This is a genomic window from Nocardioides sp., assembly GCF_035576065.1.
Classification (GTDB): domain Bacteria; phylum Actinomycetota; class Actinomycetes; order Propionibacteriales; family Nocardioidaceae; genus Nocardioides.
The window spans coordinates 250,179-269,023 of record NZ_DATLWX010000001.1 but is presented as its reverse complement, the minus strand read 5'-3'; the positions used below and the strand labels follow the sequence as shown (position 1 = coordinate 269,023).

Annotated in this window: 20 protein-coding genes; 14 read left to right on the top strand and 6 right to left on the bottom strand. The window is 69.8% G+C overall.

Annotated elements, in window-relative coordinates; translation table 11 throughout:
* Window positions 1–6: 6 nt before the first annotated feature.
* Entirely contained in the window at window positions 7–1,248 is a 1,242-nt protein-coding gene (locus tag VNJ48_RS01335; RefSeq protein WP_325598323.1) for a SpoIID/LytB domain-containing protein, read from the bottom strand.
* A 139-nt stretch (window positions 1,249–1,387) separates the two neighbouring features.
* Here VNJ48_RS01335 and VNJ48_RS01330 point away from each other — a divergent pair, with 139 nt between their 5' ends.
* Both VNJ48_RS01330 and VNJ48_RS01325 read left to right on the top strand, forming a co-directional pair.
* A complete protein-coding gene (locus VNJ48_RS01330; protein WP_325598321.1) occupies window positions 1,388–2,053 on the top strand; it encodes a hypothetical protein in 666 nt (221 codons plus the stop codon).
* 3 nt (window positions 2,054–2,056) lie between these two features.
* A complete protein-coding gene (locus VNJ48_RS01325) occupies window positions 2,057–2,845 on the top strand; it encodes a hypothetical protein (RefSeq protein ID WP_325598319.1) in 789 nt (262 codons plus the stop codon).
* A gap of 4 nt (window positions 2,846–2,849) precedes the next feature.
* On the opposite strand, the gene VNJ48_RS01320 is transcribed toward VNJ48_RS01325, so the two are convergent.
* On the bottom strand, window positions 2,850–4,232 hold the full coding sequence (locus VNJ48_RS01320; RefSeq protein WP_325598317.1) for an NAD(P)H-quinone dehydrogenase: 1,383 nt from the start codon (window positions 4,230–4,232) through the stop codon (window positions 2,850–2,852).
* Window positions 4,233–4,331: 99 nt separating this feature from the next.
* On the opposite strand from VNJ48_RS01320, the gene VNJ48_RS01315 reads away from it, so the two are divergent.
* Genes VNJ48_RS01315 through VNJ48_RS01305 form a run of 3 tightly spaced genes read left to right on the top strand, consistent with a single transcriptional unit; the run spans window position 4,332 to window position 6,225 of the window.
* Entirely contained in the window at window positions 4,332–5,198 is an 867-nt protein-coding gene (locus VNJ48_RS01315; protein ID WP_325598315.1) for a hypothetical protein, read from the top strand.
* Window positions 5,195–5,965, top strand: a complete 771-nt coding sequence (locus VNJ48_RS01310; RefSeq protein ID WP_325598313.1) for a hypothetical protein — start codon at window positions 5,195–5,197, stop codon at window positions 5,963–5,965. The genes VNJ48_RS01315 and VNJ48_RS01310 overlap by 4 nt, the downstream gene beginning before the upstream one ends.
* Complete coding sequence (locus VNJ48_RS01305) at window positions 5,962–6,225, top strand: hypothetical protein (RefSeq protein WP_325598311.1); 264 nt, start codon at window positions 5,962–5,964, stop codon at window positions 6,223–6,225. The genes VNJ48_RS01310 and VNJ48_RS01305 overlap by 4 nt, the downstream gene beginning before the upstream one ends.
* Before the next feature lie 28 nt (window positions 6,226–6,253).
* Here the strand turns inward: VNJ48_RS01305 and lpdA are convergent, their stop codons facing one another.
* Window positions 6,254–7,651, bottom strand: a complete 1,398-nt coding sequence (lpdA, locus tag VNJ48_RS01300; RefSeq protein ID WP_325598309.1) for a dihydrolipoyl dehydrogenase — start codon at window positions 7,649–7,651, stop codon at window positions 6,254–6,256.
* Window positions 7,652–7,695: 44 nt separating this feature from the next.
* Between lpdA and VNJ48_RS01295 the strand changes: the two genes are divergently transcribed.
* Entirely contained in the window at window positions 7,696–8,160 is a 465-nt protein-coding gene (locus VNJ48_RS01295) for a hypothetical protein (RefSeq protein ID WP_325598307.1), read from the top strand.
* Window positions 8,161–8,170: 10 nt separating this feature from the next.
* Window positions 8,171–8,623: a gamma-glutamylcyclotransferase family protein gene (locus VNJ48_RS01290; protein ID WP_325598305.1), complete on the top strand. Its 453-nt coding sequence runs from the start codon at window positions 8,171–8,173 to the stop codon at window positions 8,621–8,623.
* 16 nt (window positions 8,624–8,639) lie between these two features.
* Here VNJ48_RS01290 and VNJ48_RS01285 read toward each other — a convergent pair whose 3' ends face one another.
* Window positions 8,640–9,125 (bottom strand): NUDIX hydrolase, encoded by a 486-nt coding sequence (locus VNJ48_RS01285; RefSeq protein ID WP_325598303.1) that lies wholly within the window; start codon window positions 9,123–9,125, stop codon window positions 8,640–8,642.
* Window positions 9,126–9,169: 44 nt separating this feature from the next.
* Between VNJ48_RS01285 and VNJ48_RS01280 the strand changes: the two genes are divergently transcribed.
* The 5 genes from VNJ48_RS01280 (at window position 9,170) to VNJ48_RS01260 (ending at window position 14,891) form a co-directional block, all read left to right on the top strand.
* On the top strand, window positions 9,170–9,964 hold the full coding sequence (locus VNJ48_RS01280) for a purine-nucleoside phosphorylase (RefSeq protein WP_325598301.1): 795 nt from the start codon (window positions 9,170–9,172) through the stop codon (window positions 9,962–9,964).
* Window positions 9,964–10,767, top strand: a complete 804-nt coding sequence (locus VNJ48_RS01275) for an NAD(P)-dependent oxidoreductase (protein WP_325598299.1) — start codon at window positions 9,964–9,966, stop codon at window positions 10,765–10,767. Before VNJ48_RS01280 ends, VNJ48_RS01275 begins: the two co-directional genes overlap by 1 nt.
* A gap of 9 nt (window positions 10,768–10,776) precedes the next feature.
* Window positions 10,777–12,582 carry a helix-turn-helix domain-containing protein gene (locus VNJ48_RS01270; RefSeq protein ID WP_325598297.1) on the top strand — a complete coding sequence of 602 codons (1,806 nt, stop codon included), beginning with the start codon at window positions 10,777–10,779 and terminating at the stop codon, window positions 12,580–12,582.
* 78 nt (window positions 12,583–12,660) lie between these two features.
* Window positions 12,661–13,452: a 3-hydroxybutyrate dehydrogenase gene (locus tag VNJ48_RS01265; RefSeq protein WP_325598295.1), complete on the top strand. Its 792-nt coding sequence runs from the start codon at window positions 12,661–12,663 to the stop codon at window positions 13,450–13,452.
* A 65-nt stretch (window positions 13,453–13,517) separates the two neighbouring features.
* Window positions 13,518–14,891 (top strand): MFS transporter, encoded by a 1,374-nt coding sequence (locus VNJ48_RS01260; RefSeq protein ID WP_325598293.1) that lies wholly within the window; start codon window positions 13,518–13,520, stop codon window positions 14,889–14,891.
* A gap of 57 nt (window positions 14,892–14,948) precedes the next feature.
* Here the strand turns inward: VNJ48_RS01260 and VNJ48_RS01255 are convergent, their stop codons facing one another.
* Window positions 14,949–15,722 carry a hypothetical protein gene (locus VNJ48_RS01255; protein ID WP_325598291.1) on the bottom strand — a complete coding sequence of 258 codons (774 nt, stop codon included), beginning with the start codon at window positions 15,720–15,722 and terminating at the stop codon, window positions 14,949–14,951.
* Window positions 15,723–15,916: 194 nt separating this feature from the next.
* On the opposite strand from VNJ48_RS01255, the gene VNJ48_RS01250 reads away from it, so the two are divergent.
* A complete protein-coding gene (locus VNJ48_RS01250) occupies window positions 15,917–16,288 on the top strand; it encodes a MerR family transcriptional regulator (protein WP_325598289.1) in 372 nt (123 codons plus the stop codon).
* A gap of 34 nt (window positions 16,289–16,322) precedes the next feature.
* Window positions 16,323–17,315 carry an aldo/keto reductase gene (locus tag VNJ48_RS01245; protein WP_325598287.1) on the top strand — a complete coding sequence of 331 codons (993 nt, stop codon included), beginning with the start codon at window positions 16,323–16,325 and terminating at the stop codon, window positions 17,313–17,315.
* A gap of 113 nt (window positions 17,316–17,428) precedes the next feature.
* On the opposite strand, the gene VNJ48_RS01240 is transcribed toward VNJ48_RS01245, so the two are convergent.
* A complete protein-coding gene (locus tag VNJ48_RS01240) occupies window positions 17,429–18,748 on the bottom strand; it encodes a DUF2252 domain-containing protein (protein WP_325598285.1) in 1,320 nt (439 codons plus the stop codon).
* Window positions 18,749–18,845 lie beyond the last annotated feature (97 nt).

The following is an 18,845-nucleotide window of genomic DNA, read 5'->3' as shown; positions in this document are numbered from 1 at the left end:
TGCGGATCAGCGCTGGCGCTTGGGCCGCGGTGCCGCGGGGGTCACGGTGAAGGTGAACCACGAGGACTTCAGCCCGAGCACGGTGCGCAGGGAGTCGCCGCTGATGTCGGCCCGCCCGGCAGTGCCGACCAGCGACATCTTCAGGACCCGGCCACCCCACTCGCCGTAGCCGTCGCGCTGCGAGACCTCGATCCCGGTCAGGTCGCCGATCGCGGGATAGTGGCGTTCCAGTGCGGCATCGTCGAGGACGACCGACCACGTGTGGTTCGGGTTGCCTGCCCAGCCGTCGTAGGGGTCCTCCTTGGCCACGAGGTAGGGCGCAGACCCCGCGGAGGAGAAGCCGCCGTTGCTGGAGGAGAACTGGGTGAAGGCGGGTCGACCGTCGTGGACGAGACCTTGGCCGACCGTGTCGAGGATCGCCTGGGTGGCGGCCGGGTGCTCGACGTCGTAGCCGCCGTAGACCTGGCACTGCGTCGTGTCGCAGATCTCGTAGTGCGACGCGTTGGGGTGGGAGCGCTCCGCCGCGGCGTAGGTGCGGGCTGCCACTGCCTGGGCGCGGACGGCGTCGGGGCTCCAGAGCGCGGGGATCTCGAGCGGCACGACGCCACGCAGGTAGGCCTCCATGCTGAGCACGTTGACCGTGTCCCGCGCCGGCTGGCCCGGCCGGACCGATGCCGAGCGGAGGCGCCCACGATAGGTCGCCTTGCCGGCGGGCTTGACCAGCGTGAGCCGGCCCTCGGGCGAGGAGAACTGGCCGTCGCCGGCGAAGGACTTCCACGTGCGCCAGCTGCCGGACGTACGGAACTGCACCTGCGTGCGGCCACCCGTGAGCCCCGACATCCGCCAGCGCCTGGCGCCGTTGGCAGGGAGCTTCCACGCCTTCTTCGGCTGGAGCCTGGTGACCTTCAGGCCCGGCTCCGCGACGACGACCAGGTCGTCGGTGGTGTCGCCGGTGATCCACACGTGGATCGCTCCCCGATGCTCCCCCCATGAGGTGCTCGGGTAGTAGAACTCGATGATCTGCTGCCAGGGGACGCCCGCTCGGGCCGCCCCCTCGGCGCCGTACTGCGACATGCCGTGCCCGTGTCCGTAGCCGTGTCCCGAGAGCGTGATGGTGCTGGGGCCCGCAACCGGATAGACCTCTGCCCGACGGTTGCTCGACGCGGGCGAAGCGGATGTCAGCGCCACCGTGAGGGTCACGACGAGGGTGATCACCACGCCAGCGAGGCGGCGGACCGGACGGGGCATCAAGGGGCTACTTCCGTGTTCTGTGGGTCTGGTGGGACTGGCGTGACGTTCGATCAGAACACGCCCGTCGTCGCTGGACAACAGGGTCGACGTAACTACACGCCTGTAGTTGACCGCGTCCAGGACTAGGCTCCGAGCCATGAGCCTGAATCCGTTCCGCAGGGCGCGCGAGGCACGTGAGCGCGAGCTGGCCGAGGCTGATCGCTGGCGGGTCGCGCGCAAGCTGGCCAACGACGACGTGACGGCGCTGGGTGAGGAGCTCGCCGAGCTCCACCTCGAGACCCTCGGGAGCGACCTCGACCTGGAGGCGACCGACCACTACCGCCGAGCGCTGGAGCACTACGACCAGGCCAAGGAACGGGTCCGCACCTCCGAGACGGCCGACGACGTCCTGGCCGGCGACCAGCTGCTGCAGGACGCGCGCTACCACCGCGCGGCCGTCCTCGCCCTCCAGGCCGGTGAACCTCTGCCCGCCCGCCGCGAGCCGTGCTTCTTCGACCCGCGCCACGGCCCCAGCGTCCGCGACATGCAGTGGACGCCACCTGCGGGAGTCGAGCGCACCGTCTCGGTCTGCGCGTCCGACGCCCGCCGGCTCGAGGGCGGCGCCGCCCCCGAGGTCCGGATGATCCGTGTCGGTGACCGGCACGTTCCCGTCCACGAGGCCGGCTCGGTCGAGGCCATCGTCAACCGCCACCGCACCATGGCCAGTGAGCGGTCCACCTCGCACAACAAGAAGAACCTGGCCGAGGCCTACATTCACCAGTCGGTCGACATTGCCAGCCAGGCCGCTGGGGGCGGGATGTGAGTCATGATGCGCATCGGCAGGCGGCGGCGCGAGGCTCGGCTGGCCGAGCTCGAGGCGTTCCGACTCGTGCGCCGGGCGGCTCATGAGGACGTGACGACGTTCGGTGAGGAGCTGGGCCAGCTGCACATCGAGACCCTCACCAGCGAGCTCGACGACACGATGCGCACCGACTACGAGCAGGCGCTGGACGCCTACGAGCGCGCCAAGGCACAGCTGACCGCCGCGGAGCACGCGTCCGACATCACCGGCGTGACCCGCACGCTCACGGACGGCCGGTTCTCGCACGCCTGCGTCCTTGCCGGCCGCGACGGCACGCCCAGGCCCACCCGACGCGAACCCTGCTTCTTCAACCCGGCACACGGTCCGGCTCACCACGACGTGGAGTGGGCGCCGCCGGGCGGCGTGCCCCGCGGCGTACCCGTCTGCTTCCGCGACTTCGAACGCCTCGCTGCCGGCGAGGCGCCCCCCGACATCCGGATGGTCCGGGTCGGCAACCGCCGCGCACCGTGGTTCGCGTCCGGTCCGGCCTACGCCGCCTGGGCGCAGGGGTGGTACGCCGACCTGGTGGACGACAACCGGATCGCGGCCGACCGCCTCACGATGACCTACTCGACCGCTCGCGCCGACAGCTGGGGAGTCGCGGGGGCTGTTGCCTGGTCCGACCCGGGCGCCTGGGACGGTGGCGGCATGATCGGCGGACACGACTACTCGGGCTCGCACGGGGACGGGGGCGTCGGCGGCGGGTTCGACGGTGGGGGTGGCGGAGACGGCGGAGGTGGCGGCGGCGACTGAGCCGTCAGGACTCGACGCGGTGCAGGCGTCGTGCGGCCTCGGCGATGGAGCCGCTCAGCGAGGGGTAGACGGTGAAGGCCTGCGCGAGCTTGTCGGCCGTCAGGGACTCGGCGACGGCGAGCGACACCACGTGGATGAGCTCTGAGGCCCGTGGCCCGACGACGACTCCCCCGACGATGATGCCGGTCCCGGGACGGATGAAGAGCTTGATGAAGCCGTCACGCACGCCCTGCATCTTGGCCCGGGCGTTGCCGGCCAGCGGCAGCATGACCACCTGGACCTGGATCTCGCCGGCGTCGACGGACTTCTGCGACCAGCCGACGGTGGCGATCTCCGGGGCGGTGAAGACGTTGGAGGAGACCTTCTTCAGGTCGAGGGGAGCCACCGCGTCGCCGAGGAAGTGCCACATCGCGATCCGCCCCTGCATGGCTGCCACCGAGGCCAGCATCAGGACGCCGGTGCAGTCGCCTGCGGCGTACACCCCTCGACACGACGTGCGGGACACGCGGTCGACCTTGATGAACCCGCCCTCGTCGGTCTCGACTCCGGCTTCCTCGAGGCCGAGGTCGGCGGTGTTGGGGACCGAGCCGAGCGCCAGGATGCAGTGCGACCCGGTGACCTCGCGACCGTCGGTCAGGCGCACGGTCACGACCTCGCCGTCGCGCGTCACCGACTCCATGCGCGACTGCGACAGGACCTCCATGCCGCGACGGGTGGCCACCTCTTCCAGTACGGCGCTGGCGTCGGCGTCCTCCCCGGGCAGCACCCGGTCGCGCGAGCTGACCAGGGTGACCGGGATCCCGAGCGCGAGATAAGCGCTGGCGAACTCTGCGCCGGTCACACCGGACCCGACCACGATCAGCTTCTCCGGCACCTCGGTGAGGTCATAGACCTGCTCCCAGGTGAGGATCCGTTCGCCGTCGGGCATGGCACCTGGCAGGGTCCGGGGCGCGGCGCCGGTCGCGACCAGGATCGAGTCGGCCTGGATCGTCTCGTCGCCCACGATGACGGTGAGGTCGGGTCCGAGTCGGCCCCGCCCCTTCACCATCCGCACCCCGTCACGCTCGAGCCGCGCAGCGATGTCGGCGGACTGGTCAGCGGCCAGCTTCTTGACGCGGGCGTTGACCTTGGCGAGGTCGACGCGGATCGTCGTCGTCGCGTCGCCCTCATGGTCGAAGAAGTCGATCCCCAGCTCCGCCGAGTCGCTGACCTCGGTCATCAGCTCGGCCGTGGCGATCAACGTCTTGCTCGGGACACAGTCGGTGAGGACCGCGGAACCACCGATACCGTCGGTGTCGACGACCGTGACCTCGGCGCCCAGCTGGGCCGCCACGTGTGCCGCCTCGTAGCCGCCGGGGCCGCCGCCAATGATCACCACTCGGTCCATGGGACCCATTGTTGCAGCGGGTCGAGGTGGTGGCCCGAGCGGCCATCAAGGCGGAAGTTTCCGCATGAGTTCCCCGGGCTGCGCCCCTAGCCTTGCCACATGACGATGGTGGGTGCCGACACAGCGCGGCTGGCAGATCTCGCGACCGAGTTCGGGGATGCTGCCGACGAGCTGGACGAGCTCGCCCGCCGACTCGCCGGCTCGATCGAGCGGACCGACTCCTGGCAGGGGCCGAGCGCCGATCGGTGCAAGATCGAGTGGAGCGGACTGGCGCAGACCCAGATGGCGAAGGTCGCCGACGGGCTCAACGCCGCCAGCCAGGACTTGCGCATCAACGCCTGGGCCCAGGACATCGCCAGTGGCGACACCCATCTCTACAAGGTCCTCGGGGGGCTCTACGACCTTGCCGTCACCGTCAAGGCCGGCGCGAAGGCGTGGAAGATGTGGAAGCGGATGTCGAACCTGTCCAAGTTCTTCCGCGCCCTGGCCATGCCGGCCCGAGGGTTTGCGGCCCTCTCCCGGACCGAGGCGCTGATCGCGGCCGGGAAGGCGTTCATCCACGGCACCAGCAAGAACCCGGTCATGCGTGCCTTCTCGCGCGCGGCCCTGCCGATGACGGTCCTCCGGGCGATCGGCGATGTCGTGACGGGCGGCGGATACCAGGATGGTCGCAAGTGGGCGACGCGAGGCTTCGCGGCTGCCGGTGGCCTCGGAGCCGTGGTGCTCATCGCCGGGGGTGTGGGTGCTGTCGCGACAGCACCGATCACCGCGACCGTCGCCGCCGTTGCGGTCACGGCGTACGGCCTCTGGGGCCTGGCCAACTACGGCTACGACAACCGGGACGCCATCGGGCGCGCGGTGAACGTCACCGGCGGCTGGCTCACCGACCGGTGGGACGACGCCACCCGCGCCGCCAAGGCGTACGCCCACACCATGCTCGCCACCCCCTCCGGAGCCACCCGATGACTGCCACGATCAGCGCCCCTCCCGTCCAGGATGCCGCACCCCGGCTGCGGCCGGTCGAGGTCTTCACCGACGAGGAGCTCTCCCTGCTGACCTACGGACCGGGTGCCGTGGTCACGCCCTACCTGTCCGGCCTGGCCACCCAGGACCTCGAGACTGCCCAGCGCACGGCCTACCGCGGGCTCGTCGCCCGCGGCATCGTTGATCCGGAGGCGGATCCCGGCGGAGGTCCCGTGCGGCTGGCGCTGCGTGAGGACATCCTGACCCTGGTGACTCTTCGTCAAGCAGCGACCACCCTCGTCGCCGTGGCCCGCACGCTCGTGGACGCACAGGACTTCTGGTACGCCCACGTGGTCGACGAGCTGGTCGTGCTCGAGGAGGTGACGGTGGACGGGTTGCACCGCTTCGCCCTCGGCTTCACCCGCGACCTGCCGGCGCTGCTCGTCGGCGCAGCGCTGCACGCCGACGCCACCGACGGCACGGGCGAGACGGTGTCGATCGACGCCATGCCCGACGACGAGGCCCCCGCACTGCTGCTGGAGGTCCTGGGGCAAGCACACCTGCGTGCCGATGTCGTCGTCATCTCCGCCAGGGACACCACGGGGACGACCGCGACCCGGCCGGAGCTGATCGGCGTGTTCTCCGGTCCGGACGGCTGCTGGTCCGTCGCCTCCACCCCGGGATCGGGGGCCGTGGCTGCGCCCGAGACAGCCGAGGGCCTCCGCCTCCGGATCCGGGACCTGGCTGCTCAGGCGGTGGCAACCGCATGAGCTGGCGCGGCATGGACACGGCTGTGGTCGCCGTACTCGGGGCAGACCTCCAGGATGCTGGAGCAAGGGTCAACGAGCTCAGTGCGCGCCTCGAGGCTCGGCTCGCCGACACCGACTGGATCGGGACCGACGCGACCCGGTTCCGCTCCGACTGGGAGGGCCGGCTTCGACCAGCCCTCGAGAACGCTCAGGAGGCGCTGGCCACGGCCGCCCAGATCGCCAGCGGGCACGTGCGCAACCAGACGGCAGCCAGCGACTGACATCTGCCGGACGAGGCCCGGGCGATCCTCAGAGGTGGATCATGTGGCCGGAGATGCCGTGGATGGCTTCCTTGACGGCCTCGCCGAGGGTCGGGTGGGCGAAGACGTTGCGGCTCACCTCGTCGGCGGTGAGGTCCCACATCTGGGCCAGCGTCAGTGCCGGCAGCAGCTCGGTGACGCTGGGCCCGATCATGTGCACGCCGATGATCTCGTTGTACTTCGCGTCCGCGACGACCTTGACGAAGCCGATGGCCTCACCGAGGCCCTTGGCCTTGCCGTTGGCCGAGAACGGGAAGGCGGCCGTCTTGACGTCGTAGCCCTTCTCCTTGGCCTGGGCCTCGCTGTAGCCGAAGGAGCCGATCTGCGGGTTGCAGTAGGTCGCGCGCGGGACCATGTCGTAGTTGACCGGCATCGTCTCGGCGCCGTTGATGGTCTCGGCCGCGACCATCGCCATGGCGTCGGCGACGTGGGCCAGCATGAGCTTGCCCGTGCAGTCACCGATGGCGTAGACGTTCGGCACGTTGGTACGGCAGTAGTCGTCGATCTCGATCGCGCCGCGCTCGTTGACCGTGACCCCGGTGTTCTCCAGGCCGTAGCCCTCGACGCGGGGCGCGAACCCGAAGGCGCTGAGCATCTTGTCGGCCTCCAGGACCTGCTGCTCACCCTCGCCGGACGCAGGGCTGACAGTGACCTTGACCCCCGACCCGGTGTCCTCGACGTTCTCGACCTTGGTCGACAACATGACCTTCACGCCGAGCTTCTTGTAGTGCTTGAGCAGCTCCTTGGAGATGTCGGCGTCCTCGGTGGGGACCATCCGGTCGAGGAACTCCACGATGGTGACGTCGACGCCGAAGTTGGCCATGACGTAGGCGAACTCGACACCGATCGCGCCCGACCCGCCGATGATGATCGAGCCGGGAAGCTCGGCGTCGAGGATCTGCTCCTCGTAGGTCACGACGTTGTCGCTGACCTTCATGCCCGGGAGCATCCGCACGGTGGCGCCGGCGGCGATGATCAGGTTGTCACAGGTGTAGGACGTCTTCTCGCCGTCCTTCTCCACGTCGATCCCGGTCGGACCGGTCAGCGTGCCCCAGCCGCTGATCTCGGTGATCTTGTTCTTCTTCATCAGGTAGTGGACGCCCTTGACGATGTCGGCGCTCACCTGCCGCGACCGCGCGTGCGTGGGCCCGAAGGACATCGTGGCGTCGCCCTCGATGCCGAACTGCTCCTTCTCGTGCACGAGCGTGTGCGCGAGCTCGGCATTCCTCAGCAGCGCCTTCGACGGGATGCAGCCGACGTTGAGGCAGACACCGCCCCAGTACTTCTCCTCCACGACGGCGACCTTCTGGCCGAGCTGGGAGGCGCGGATGGCGGCGACGTAGCCACCGGGGCCGGCGCCGAGGACGAGGGTGTCGAAGTGGGTCACGGGACCAGATTAGCGGCTGGTGTGAGTCACCTACGATCGCCCGGGTGAGGACTCTGAGGTTCGCCTCCACCGTGGCGGCGCCGCCTGCCGAGGTCTGGTCGTGGGTGGTGACGCCCGAGGGAATCAACCACGAACTCGGACCCCTGGTGCGCATGCGTATGCCGAGCCGCTGGCGAGGTTCCTCGATCGAGGAGCTGCCGCTCGACGAACCCCTGGGCTGGGCCTGGCTCCTGCTGTTCGGCGTACTGCCGTTCGACGCCGATCGGCTCCGCCTCACCGAGGTCGTGCCCGGCCGCCTGTTCCAGGAGAGATCGACCCTGCTCAGCGCTCGCCGCTGGAGCCACCGTCGCGAGGTCGTGGCGTGCTCGACAGGCACGTCCGTGAGCGACGTGCTCGAGGTGGAGGGACGTGCGCTGACGCCGACCGCGGTCGTCGCCCTGCTCGCCACCGCCCTGTTCCGTCATCGACACCGACGTCTGCGGGCGCGCTTCGGCGTCCCTGCTGGGTAGCCTGCTGCCCGTGACGCTCTACGCCGCCTACGGGACGAACATGGACCCCGCCCGCATGGGCGAGCGCTGCCCGCACTCGCCCTTGCGCTCCACCGGGTGGATCCCTGGGTGGCGGTTGACCTTCGGCGGCGAGGAGCACGGCTGGGACGGAGCTCTCGCCACGATCGTCGAGGACCACTTCGAGCAGGTGTATGTCGCGGTCTACGACGTCACTCCCGAGGACGAGACCGAGCTCGACCGCTGGGAGTCGGCCGACACCGGCCTCTACCGCAAGACCAAGGTGCGGGTCTCGACCATGTCCGGCGAGGTCGTAGCCTGGGCCTACGTGCTGGACGCGTTCGAGGGTGGCGTGCCCAGTGCGCACTACCTGGGCGTGCTTGCCGACGCAGCCGAGGCGGCCTCGGCGCCGGAGGACTACGTCGCGTCCCTGCGTCGGCGCGACTGCCGTTCGACCGGGCTCTAGCTCCGCTCGCGCTGCATCACGTGCGCGCAGTCGCGCGCCAGGCGGCCAGACCGACGTCGACGATGCCGGCACGCGGCAGGCCCGGCACTGACGCGATCGGCACCCATTCGGCGTAGTCGGTGGAACCGCCGACCTCGAGGGTCCCGAGCGTTCCGCCGACGACCCGCGCGGAGAAGACCAACCTGAGGTGCCGCGCCCACCGGTCGGTTGCGAGCAGCCGGTCCTCGGGAGCCTTGATGTGCGAGTCGACCGCGAGCAGACCGGTGAGCTCCACATCGAAGCCGGTCTCCTCCCGCACCTCGCGCAGCACGCCCTGCTCGGTCGTCTCGGGCAGGTCGACCCCACCCCCGGGCAACGACCAGCCGGGCTCGCTGTGCCCCTCGCCGTTCCACCACGAGAGCAGGACACGGTCGTCGTCCATGATCACGGCGTACGCCGCGAGCCGGGTGTCGTAGTCGTAGAACTCGAGGTCCGTCGGGATCGCTTCGTCGATGGCGGGCACGCCCACATCCTGCCTCTCCCGGTGCGACGTCCTAGGATCGCCCGGTGAACGACACCACCACCCAAGCCCAGCAGGCCGCCACGAAGCTGGCCGAGCTCACCGGCGTCGAGCGCCACGACGTCGCCCTGGTCCTCGGCTCCGGCTGGTTGCCGGCCGTCGACGCGCTCGGCCCGGCCACTGCCGAGATCGCCACCACCGACCTGCCGGGCTTCCACGCCGCCGGGGTCGTGGGTCACTCCGGCAAGATCCGCAGCGTCGCCGTCGGTGACAGGCAGGTGCTGGTGTTCCTCAGCCGCACCCACTTCTACGAGGGCAAGGGCGTCGCCGCCGTCGTCCACCCCGTGCGTACGGCCGCAGCAGCGGGCTGCTCGACCATCGTGCTCACCAACGGCTGCGGCGGCCTGAAGGACACCTTCAAGCCCGGCCAGCCGGTGCTGATCTCCGACCACATCAACCTGACGGCCACCAGCCCGATCGAGGGCGCCAACTTCGTCGACCTCACCGATCTCTACTCACCTCGCCTCCGCGCGTTGTGCAAGGAGATCGATCCCAGCCTCGACGAGGGCGTCTACGTCCAGTTCCCCGGCCCCCACTACGAGACCCCCGCCGAGATCGGCATGGTGCGTGCCATCGGCGGACATCTGGTGGGCATGAGCACGACGCTCGAGGCCATCGCGGCCCGCGAGGCCGGGCTCGAGGTGCTGGGGATCAGCCTGGTCACCAACCTGGCCGCCGGGATCAGCGGCGAACCTCTTGACCACGCCGAGGTCCTCGAGGCCGGGAGGACCGCGGCCAGCCGGATGGGCGAACTCCTCGGCCAGATCGTGCCGCGCATCTGATGCGCGTGCTGGTGACCGGGGCTGCCGGTTCGATCGGTCGCGTCGTGACCCTCGGCCTGTGCGAGCGCGGGCACGAGGTCGTGGGCCTCGACCTCGTCCCGGAGCCCGAGGGCTTCACCGGCGACTGGCACACGATCGACTGCAGCGACCCGGAGGCGGTGCGCGCCGTCTTCGCCGAGCAGCACCTCGACGGTGTCGTCCACCTCGCTGGCGTAGCCGATGAGCGAGACCTGCCCACGGAGATCACCTCGCACGTCATCACCACGGCCGCGTTGCTCGACGCCATGGTGGAGTACCGCGTCGAGCGCATCGTCTACGCCGGTTCGAACCACGCCGTGGGCCGCACCCCCCGACCCGCTGACGGCCTCGTCTCCGACGACGCCCTCCCCCGCCCCGACACGTTCTACGGCGTCGCGAAGGTGGCGGCGGAGGCACTGCTGAGGCTGTACGCCGACCGCCACTCGATCGACGCGATCAGCTGTCGCATCGGCAGCTTCCTGCCCGAGCCGACGACCGTCCGCAACCTCGCCACCTGGCTCTCCCCCGACGACGCCGTCCGCATGGTCGAGGCGGCGCTCACCGCTCCGGCACCGGGCTACGCAGTGGTCTACGGCATCAGCAACAACGCCGACGCCTGGTGGGACCTCGAGCCCGGCCGTCGGCTGGGCTACGAGCCGCAGGACGACGCGGCGGCATACCGCGACCGGATCGAGCCCCGGGACGAGGACGAGATGGAGGCAGCGCACGTCGGCGGTCCCTACGCCGGTCCGGAGTTCTACCGGCCGGCGCTCGACTTCGGGTGAGCGGCTGACGTGCCCGACGCCGACGCGAGCTTCCTCGACCTCCTCTACTCCGGCGCGGACCGCGTCGAGTTCGATCGCCTCGTCGCGGCTCACCCCGAGCGCGCCGGCGACTACGACCTCGCGCTCCGTCTGCGTGACCTGATCGCGCGTCACCGCTCCCGCGAGGCCGAGCTGTCGGCGCTCTACGAGACCGCGCACGACCTGACCGCGATCCGCGACCTCGACGAGATCCTCACGGCCATCGTCCGGCGGGCCCGCCTGCTGCTGGGCGCCGACATGACCTACCTCTCGCTCAACGACGAGGTCGAGGGCGCTTCCTACATGAAGGTCACCGACGGCGCGCTGACCCGTGAGTTCACGACGCTGCGGCTGCCGTTGGGCACCGGGCTGCTCGGCCTGGTCGCACAGACCGGGGCGCCGTACTTCACCGAGGACTACCAGGCGGACGCCCGGTTCGTGCACCGCCACGACATCGACCACGCCGTCGCGGGCGAGGGCATCCGGGCCATCCTGGGCGTGCCCCTGCTCGTCGAGGGACGCGTCATCGGCGCGCTGCTCGCCGTGCACCGCACCGTGCGACAGTTCCCCTCCGACGAGGTCTCGCTGCTGATGTCCTTCGCGGCGCACGCGTCCGTCGCCCTGGAGAACGCCCGCCTGTTCGCCCGCCTGGACGAGGCCAACCGGACGATCTCCGCGCACGCGACATCGGTGGAGGCGGCCGCTCTGGCGCACGAGCGCATGACCGACCTGCTCCTCGCCGGCGGCGGGGTGGCGGAGGTGGTGGAGGTGCTCGCGCAGGTGCTCGGCGGGGACGTCGCCGCCTGGGACCCGGCCGGTCAGCTCCTGGCCGGCTCCGACGTGGACGACCGCACAGCGATCCTCGAGGTCGCTGGGGAGTCGGCCCGGTCAGGACACGCCATCGATGCCGGGCGGGCCTGGGTCGCGGCGGCGGTGGCGGCCGGAGAGCACGTCACCACCGTGATCCTCCACGGCCGGGCGGCCCCGCTCGACCCGGTCGAGCAGCGCACCCTCGAGCGCGGCGCCCTCGTCACCGCGCTGGTGCTGGTCTTTGCGCGCAGCGTCGCCGAGGCCAGCGAGCGTCTCGGCACCCAGCTCCTGGTGGACCTGGTCGAGGGGCGCGAGCTCGACCCCGACCGGCTGCGCGAGCGAGCCCGCCGGCACACCTTCGACCCCGATGCGGGGCTGGTCCTGGCCACCGCCATCATCGACGGCGACTGGGGTGCCGCTGCTCGGGCAGCATCGCGCTTCGCCTTACAACACCGCGGGATCTCGGCGAACCACCACGGCGACCTGCTCGTCCTGGCGCCCGCCGCCGACGCGATCGCGTTCGGCACGAAGGTCTTGTCGGCACTCGGCGCGAGCGCCACGGTGGGGGTCGCCGCCACGTCCGTCGGTGACGTCCCCGCGGCGTACGACTCCTCGCACCGCGCCGCCGTCGCCCTACGCGCCCTGGGACGGCACGGCGAGGTGGGCGACGCCTCCTCCCTGGGCATGGCCAGCCTCCTGCTCGGGGACGCGACTCCGGAGGCTGTCACCCACTACGTCGAGAGCACCCTGGGTCCGGTGCTGGCTCACGACGCCCAGCGGGGTACGGCGCTGCTGGCGACCCTGGAGGCGTGGTTCGACCGCGCTGGCTCGATCGCAGGCACCGCCGAGGCACTGCACGTGCACCCCAACACCGTCAGCCAGCGACTGGCTCGGATCGGGGAGCTGCTCGGCCCGGCGTGGCGCGAGCCGGCCGTGGCCCTGGAGCTCCAGGTCGCACTGCGTCTGCTCAAGCTCCAGCAACTGTGACGAAGACACATGCTTGGCGCCCGAATATGGCCGCTCACCACATAGCGGAGGTCCGCGGCCACGCCTAGCGTGAGCGCCATGCCTGAGAGCCACGTCACACCGAGCGCACCGACCGGGCCCTCCGTCCTTCACGGTCGCACGGCCGTCGTCACGGGCGGTGCCAGCGGCATCGGCGCCGCGATCGCCACGCGGCTGGCCGGGGCCGGCGCCAGCATCATCGTCGTCGACCGAGACACCGAGGGCGCCGAGCGGGTTGCGGACCTCGTCCGCGGCAAGGCCCTGACCCTCGACCTCGCGGACGGAGACGCCGTCACCGCCGCGATGGAGGGCGTCGATGCCGACATCCTCGTCAACAACGCAGGCATCCAGCACGTGGCCCCGATCGAGGACTTCGAGCCGGCCATGTTCCGCCAGATCCACGCGATCATGCTCGAGGCCCCCTTCCGGCTGGCCCAGGCGCTGCTGCCGGGGATGTACGCCCGCGGCTGGGGCCGGCTGATCCACGTCTCCTCGGTGCACGGCCACCGTGCGTCGGCATACAAGAGCGCCTACGTCAGCGCCAAGCACGGCCTGGAGGGGCTCTCCAAGGTGATCGCCCTGGAGGCCGCCGAGCACGGGGTCACGAGCAACACGATCTGCCCGGGCTACGTCCGGACGCCGTTGGTGGAGGGCCAGATCGCCGACCAGGCGTCGACGCACGGCATCCCCGAGGGCGAGGTCGTCGAGCGGGTCCTGCTCGAGCGCTCGGCGCTCAAGCGACTGGTCGAGCCCGACGAGGTGGCCGAGGTCGTCCACTTCCTGTGCAGCAGCGCCGCCCAGTCGATGACCGGCTCCTCCTACCTGATGGACGGCGGCTGGACCGCCGCCTGAGCACCACCCTGCACCCATCCCGATCCCGCAGTGCCCCTAGAGTCCGTCCGAGAAAGGCATTCATCATGTCCACGTCCACGCAGTCACCGGGCAGCCCGCCCGAAGCCAGCGAGCAGCCGAAGACCAACATCGTCAAGGTCGTCTTCGCCTCGCTGATCGGCACCGCCGTCGAGTGGTACGACTTCTTCCTCTACGGCTCGGCGGCCGCTCTCGTCTTCGGCAGCCTGTTCTTCCCCGAGAGCGAGCCGGCGACTGCGACGATGCTGGCCTTCGGCACCTACGCACTGGGCTTCGTGGCGCGACCCCTCGGCGGGATCGTCTTCGGCCACTTCGGCGACCGGGTCGGTCGCAAGAAGATGCTGGTCACCTCGCTGCTGCTCATGGGGGTCGCCACCTTCGCGATCGGCCTGTTGCCGACGTACGCCACGATCGGCATCGCCGCGCCGATCCTGCTGCTGACCTGCCGCCTGGTCCAGGGCTTCGCAGTCGGGGGCGAGTGGGGCGGCGCCGTCCTGATGGCCGCCGAGCACGGGGACGACGCCCGGCGCGGCTTCTGGTCGTCGTGGCCGCAGGCGGGCGTGGCGCTCGGCAACCTGTTCGCCACCGGGATCCTGTGGGTGCTGGCCGCTGTCCAGTCCGATGACGCCTTCAACGCGTGGGGCTGGCGCATCCCGTTCCTGCTCAGCGCGGTGCTGGTCATCATCGGCCTGTGGGTCCGCCTCTCGATCGAGGAGTCGCCCGTCTTCAAGGAGGCCCAGGCCGAGATCCAGTCCACGGACAAGAAGCACGTGCCGATCCTCCAGGTCATCAAGCTCTACCCCCGCGAGGTCTTCGTCGCGATGGGCATGCGGATGGCCGAGAACATCTCCTACTACCTCTTCACCGTCATCTCGATCACGTTCCTGACGACCTACGTCGGCACCACCGGCGACAAGAGCATCATCCTGAAGGCCCTGCTCATCGGCGCGGTCGTGCACTTCACGGCGATCCCTCTCCTCGGTGCCCTCTCCGACCGGGTCGGCCGGCGACCGCTCTACGTCATCGGCGCCGTGGGCGTGGCTGCCTGGTCGTGGGTGTTCTTCGACCTGATCACCAGCAAGGACGAGTCCAAGATCATCCTCGCGGTCGTCGTCGGGCTGGTCCTGCACGCGTTCATGTATGCCCCGCAGGCCGCCTTCTTCTCCGAGCTGTTCGGCACGTCGGTCCGCTACACCGGCGCCTCGGTCGGCTACCAGCTCGCCTCGATCTTCGCCGGAGCGCTCGCTCCCATCATCGCGATCAAGCTGCTCGGGGCCGCGACGGAGGGCGACACCAACGTCGACTCGGTGGCGATCTACATGACGATCGCTTCGGTGATCACGTTGATCGCGGTCTACTTCGCCAAGGAGACCCGCGCCTCGTCGTTGCGCCACGACCGGGTGCTGCCCGACGCGCACTGAGTGCCACCTGTACGCCGAAGGCCGGCCCGCGACGCCGTGGGCCGGCCCGTCGGCGGCTCAGCTCGCGCACGCCTCGATCTCGTCCACCTTCGGGTTGTAGTGGCGTCTAGACATCATGCGCAGCTCCTTCAACCGGGGCAGGGCCGCGATGGGGGTGAGGTCGCCGTCGGTGATGTTGGTCGAGCCGTAGATATGGAGCAGCTCGAGCGCAGTCAGCCCCCGGAGCGGGGCCAGCGACGCCAGGTTGCCGCATTCACAGAGATTGAGCTGGCGCAGTTCGACGCACTCGATCAGGTCGTCGATCGTGGACAGCTTCCGGCAGCCCTCCAGGTCGAGGGACTCGAGGTTCGCCAGCCGGCGAAGTGCGCTCACGTCGTGCAGCTTGTTCGCCAGTGGCACTGACAGTTCGCGCAGGTCCGTGAACCGCTGCACGCCGCTGAGGGATCGCAACCGGGGCCGATCCATCATGACGAGCCGCCGCAGTCGGGTGAGCTCCGCCAACGGTTCGAGATCGGCTTGGTCATAACTCCCGACGCTCAGACGTTGCAGTTGGGGAGCCGTGCCGACCGTTGCCCTGACCTGGTGCCAGTCGCACGACAGGTCGGTCAGGTTGGGAAAGGACGCGAGGTCGATGGTGAGTGCAGGGTCTGTCACCACACTGAGCATCTCGAGCGTGTCGCCGAGGGCGCTGAGGGGCGCCAGGCTCCGCAGTCGCCGGTCAAGGATCACAAGTTGACGGACCGGCAGCCCGCGAACGAACTCCAGGTCGGGCTCGTTGAACCCGTGCCCGTAGTTGAGCACCAGCCGGTCCGCTTCGCCGGACTCGATCAAGCTCGCAGCTTCGGCCGACCAGGGTCCGGTGACAAGCACTTCCACACGATCTTTGAAGTGGCCGACCGCGAAACCTGGCTTGTTGCTCGGTGGGTCAGGCCGATGGGTCACGTCGCCCAACCTAGCCTCGCCGTGGGCCGGCCCGTCGGCGTACCCCTTGACTTCGAGTGCACTCCAAGGCAGAGACTGACGCCATGAGCCTGACCATCGCGGAGGCCGCGGAACGCACGGGCCTGACCGCCCACACGCTGCGCTACTACGAGCGGGACGGCCTGATGCGCACGGCTGTTCGGCGCTCCGCATCGGGACACCGCGCCTACGAAGATGCGGACCTGGCCTGGATCAGCCTCATCTCCAAGCTCCGCGCGACCGGGATGCCGATCCGCGACGTGAAGCTCTACGCCGCACTCGTGCGGGCCGGGGACGGCAACGAGGCCGAGCGCCTCGCCCTGCTGAAGGCACATCGCGAGCGCGTGCTCGAGCAGCTCGACGAGGTGCGTTCGCACCTGGGTGCCATCGAGTTCAAGATCGACCTCTACGAAGGGGCTGTCCACGTCCGGTCTTGACTTCGAGCGCGCTCCAACCCGTTGACTCTTCATCATGACCACTCACCAGCGACAGCTCGGCGACCTGACCGTCTCGACCCTCGGCCTCGGCTGCATGGGGATGAGCGAGTTCTACGGGACCGCCGACGACCAGCAGGGCATCGAGACCATCCACCGCGCCCTTGACCTCGGCGTCACCTTCCTCGACACCGCCGACATGTATGGCCCGTTCACCAACGAGCGGCTCGTGGGGAAGGCCATCGCCGCCAGCCAGCACAGTCGCGACGACATTCAGCTCGCCACCAAGTTCGGCAACGAACGGCTCCCCGACGGCACGCGGGTGGGCATCAACGGCAGCCCGGAATACGTCCGCTCGGCCTGCGACGCCAGTCTGCAGCGACTCGGCGTCGACCACATCGACCTCTACTACCAGCACCGTGTCGACCAGGGCGTCCCGATCGAGGAGACCGTCGGCGCCATGGCGGAGCTCGTCGAGGCCGGAAAGGTCCGCCACCTCGGCCTGTCCGAGGCCGCTCCCGAGACGATCCGCCGCGCTCATGCCACGCATCCGATCACGGCTCTGCAAACGGAGTACTCCCTCTTCACCCGTGATCTCGAGGACGACATCCTGCCGGTCCTCCGTGAGCTCGGCATCGGGCTGGTCCCCTACTCCCCGCTCGGCCGCGGCATCCTCACCGGGGCCATCACGCCGGGCTCACTGCCTGCCGACGACTCCCGATCGAGCGCCTACTTCCCCCGGCTCAACGGCGAGGCGCTCGAGGCGAACCTCGCGCTCGTCGACCGCGTCCGTGCCATCGCGGCCGAGAAGGGGTGCACGCCCGGCCAGCTCGCTCTCGCGTGGGTTCTCGCCCAGGGCGACGACGTGGTGCCGATCCCGGGCACCAAGAGAGTGGCCTACCTGGAGGAGAACGTCGGTGCACTCGACGTCGCGCTCAGCAGCGACGACCTCAAGGCCCTCGACGCTGCCGTGCCGCGAGGATCGGTCGTGGGCGCGAGGTACGGCGACATGTCGCACATCGACGCCTGACGAGCAGGCCTGAGCCATGTAACGCCGGGTTACCCCTTGTACCCACCCCTGTACGTCCGAGGGGGTACAGGAGGTAACCCGGCGTTACAGCTGGAGGGCGTAACGGGGCCCGCTCAGGTCGCGGCGATCCCCATCTTCCCCTCGCGGAAGGCGTCGACGAAGAGCGAGTGGTCCTCCCGCGCGCGCAGGGCGTACTCGATGCCCCACTGGCCCAACCACTCGTTGAACTCGCGCCGCCGACCCTTGAGGGAGTCCACGATGGCCTTCTCGACCTGGATGTCGACGAGGTCCTGCTCGCTGTCCTCGTCGGAGGCGCAGTGGATCTTCGCCGTCGCCCGACCGAGCAGGTCCACGACGGCCTGCATGTCCTCGGGCTCGTTGATGTTGGTCCAGTCGAGGTCCACCTCGTACGGCGACATCTCACTGACGACGTAGCCGATCCCGTCGATGCGGGTGTGACCGAGCAGGGGGTCGGTGTGCACCTGCAGGGCGCGCTGGCTGACCGCGGTGCGGTGCCCCTCGTGCTCGAAGTAGGCGTCCACCTCGCTGGCGTCGACGAACCGCGAGACCGCCGGGATGTTGGCCTGCTTCATCGAGAGCACCACGTCGTTGTCCAACGCCTGGCTGTAGCCCTCGACCAGCACGTTGTAGGCCGGGAGACCGGCACTGCCGATCCCGAAGCCGGACTTGCCGACCACGTCGCGCAGGTCGTAGAACAGGGACCGGTCGAAGCGCTTGGACTCCGGGATCGTGTCGAGGTAGTCGCGGAACGCGCTGACGACCTTGGTGCGCTCCTCGCGGTCCAGCCGCCGCGCGCCGTCGCCCTCGGCGAAGCGGCGTACTCCCTTCGTGAGCACGGTCATCTCGTCGAGCAGATCGGCGCGACGCAGGGACCGCGCGCTCTCGAGCGCCACCAGCACGGGTCCGTCGGCGTTCTCGAGGTTGAGCGCGAAGTCGTCGTCCTTGTCGACGCGCGCATAGTGGTCGACCTGGGCGAGGTAGGAGCGCAGGTAGCGCGCGATCAGCTTGCGCACGGCGTCCTCGGGCAGCGCCTTCTGCCACCCGATCAGCGCCAGGCTGGCGACGAAGCGCTGGAGGTCCCAGACGTAGCGCCCGAGGTAGGCCTCGTCGAAGTCGTTGACGTCGAAGATCAGCCGGCCGTCGGAGTTGAGGTAGGTGCCGAAGTTCTCGACGTGCAGGTCGCCGTGGATCCAGATGCGCTCCGACCCGTGGTCGCACCAGTCCTCGGGCTCCTGGGTGACGTCGTTGTAGAACAGGCACGCCGAGCCGCGGTAGAACGCATGCGGATCGAGCGCCATCTTGCGGTACTTCGCCCGGAAGGCCACCGGATCGGCCCGCATCAGCGGCGCGAACGCCTCCCGGATCACGTCGACGATGGTCTCGGAGCGCGCCGTCTTGCTCATCCGTGCCATGGCCGCACTCTAGGCCTCCCCCTGTGGCCACGCACCCGTTGACAGGCACCCGACGGCGGGGGTTTGGTGGTGGGGAGTACGCCGCCAGCGACCCACC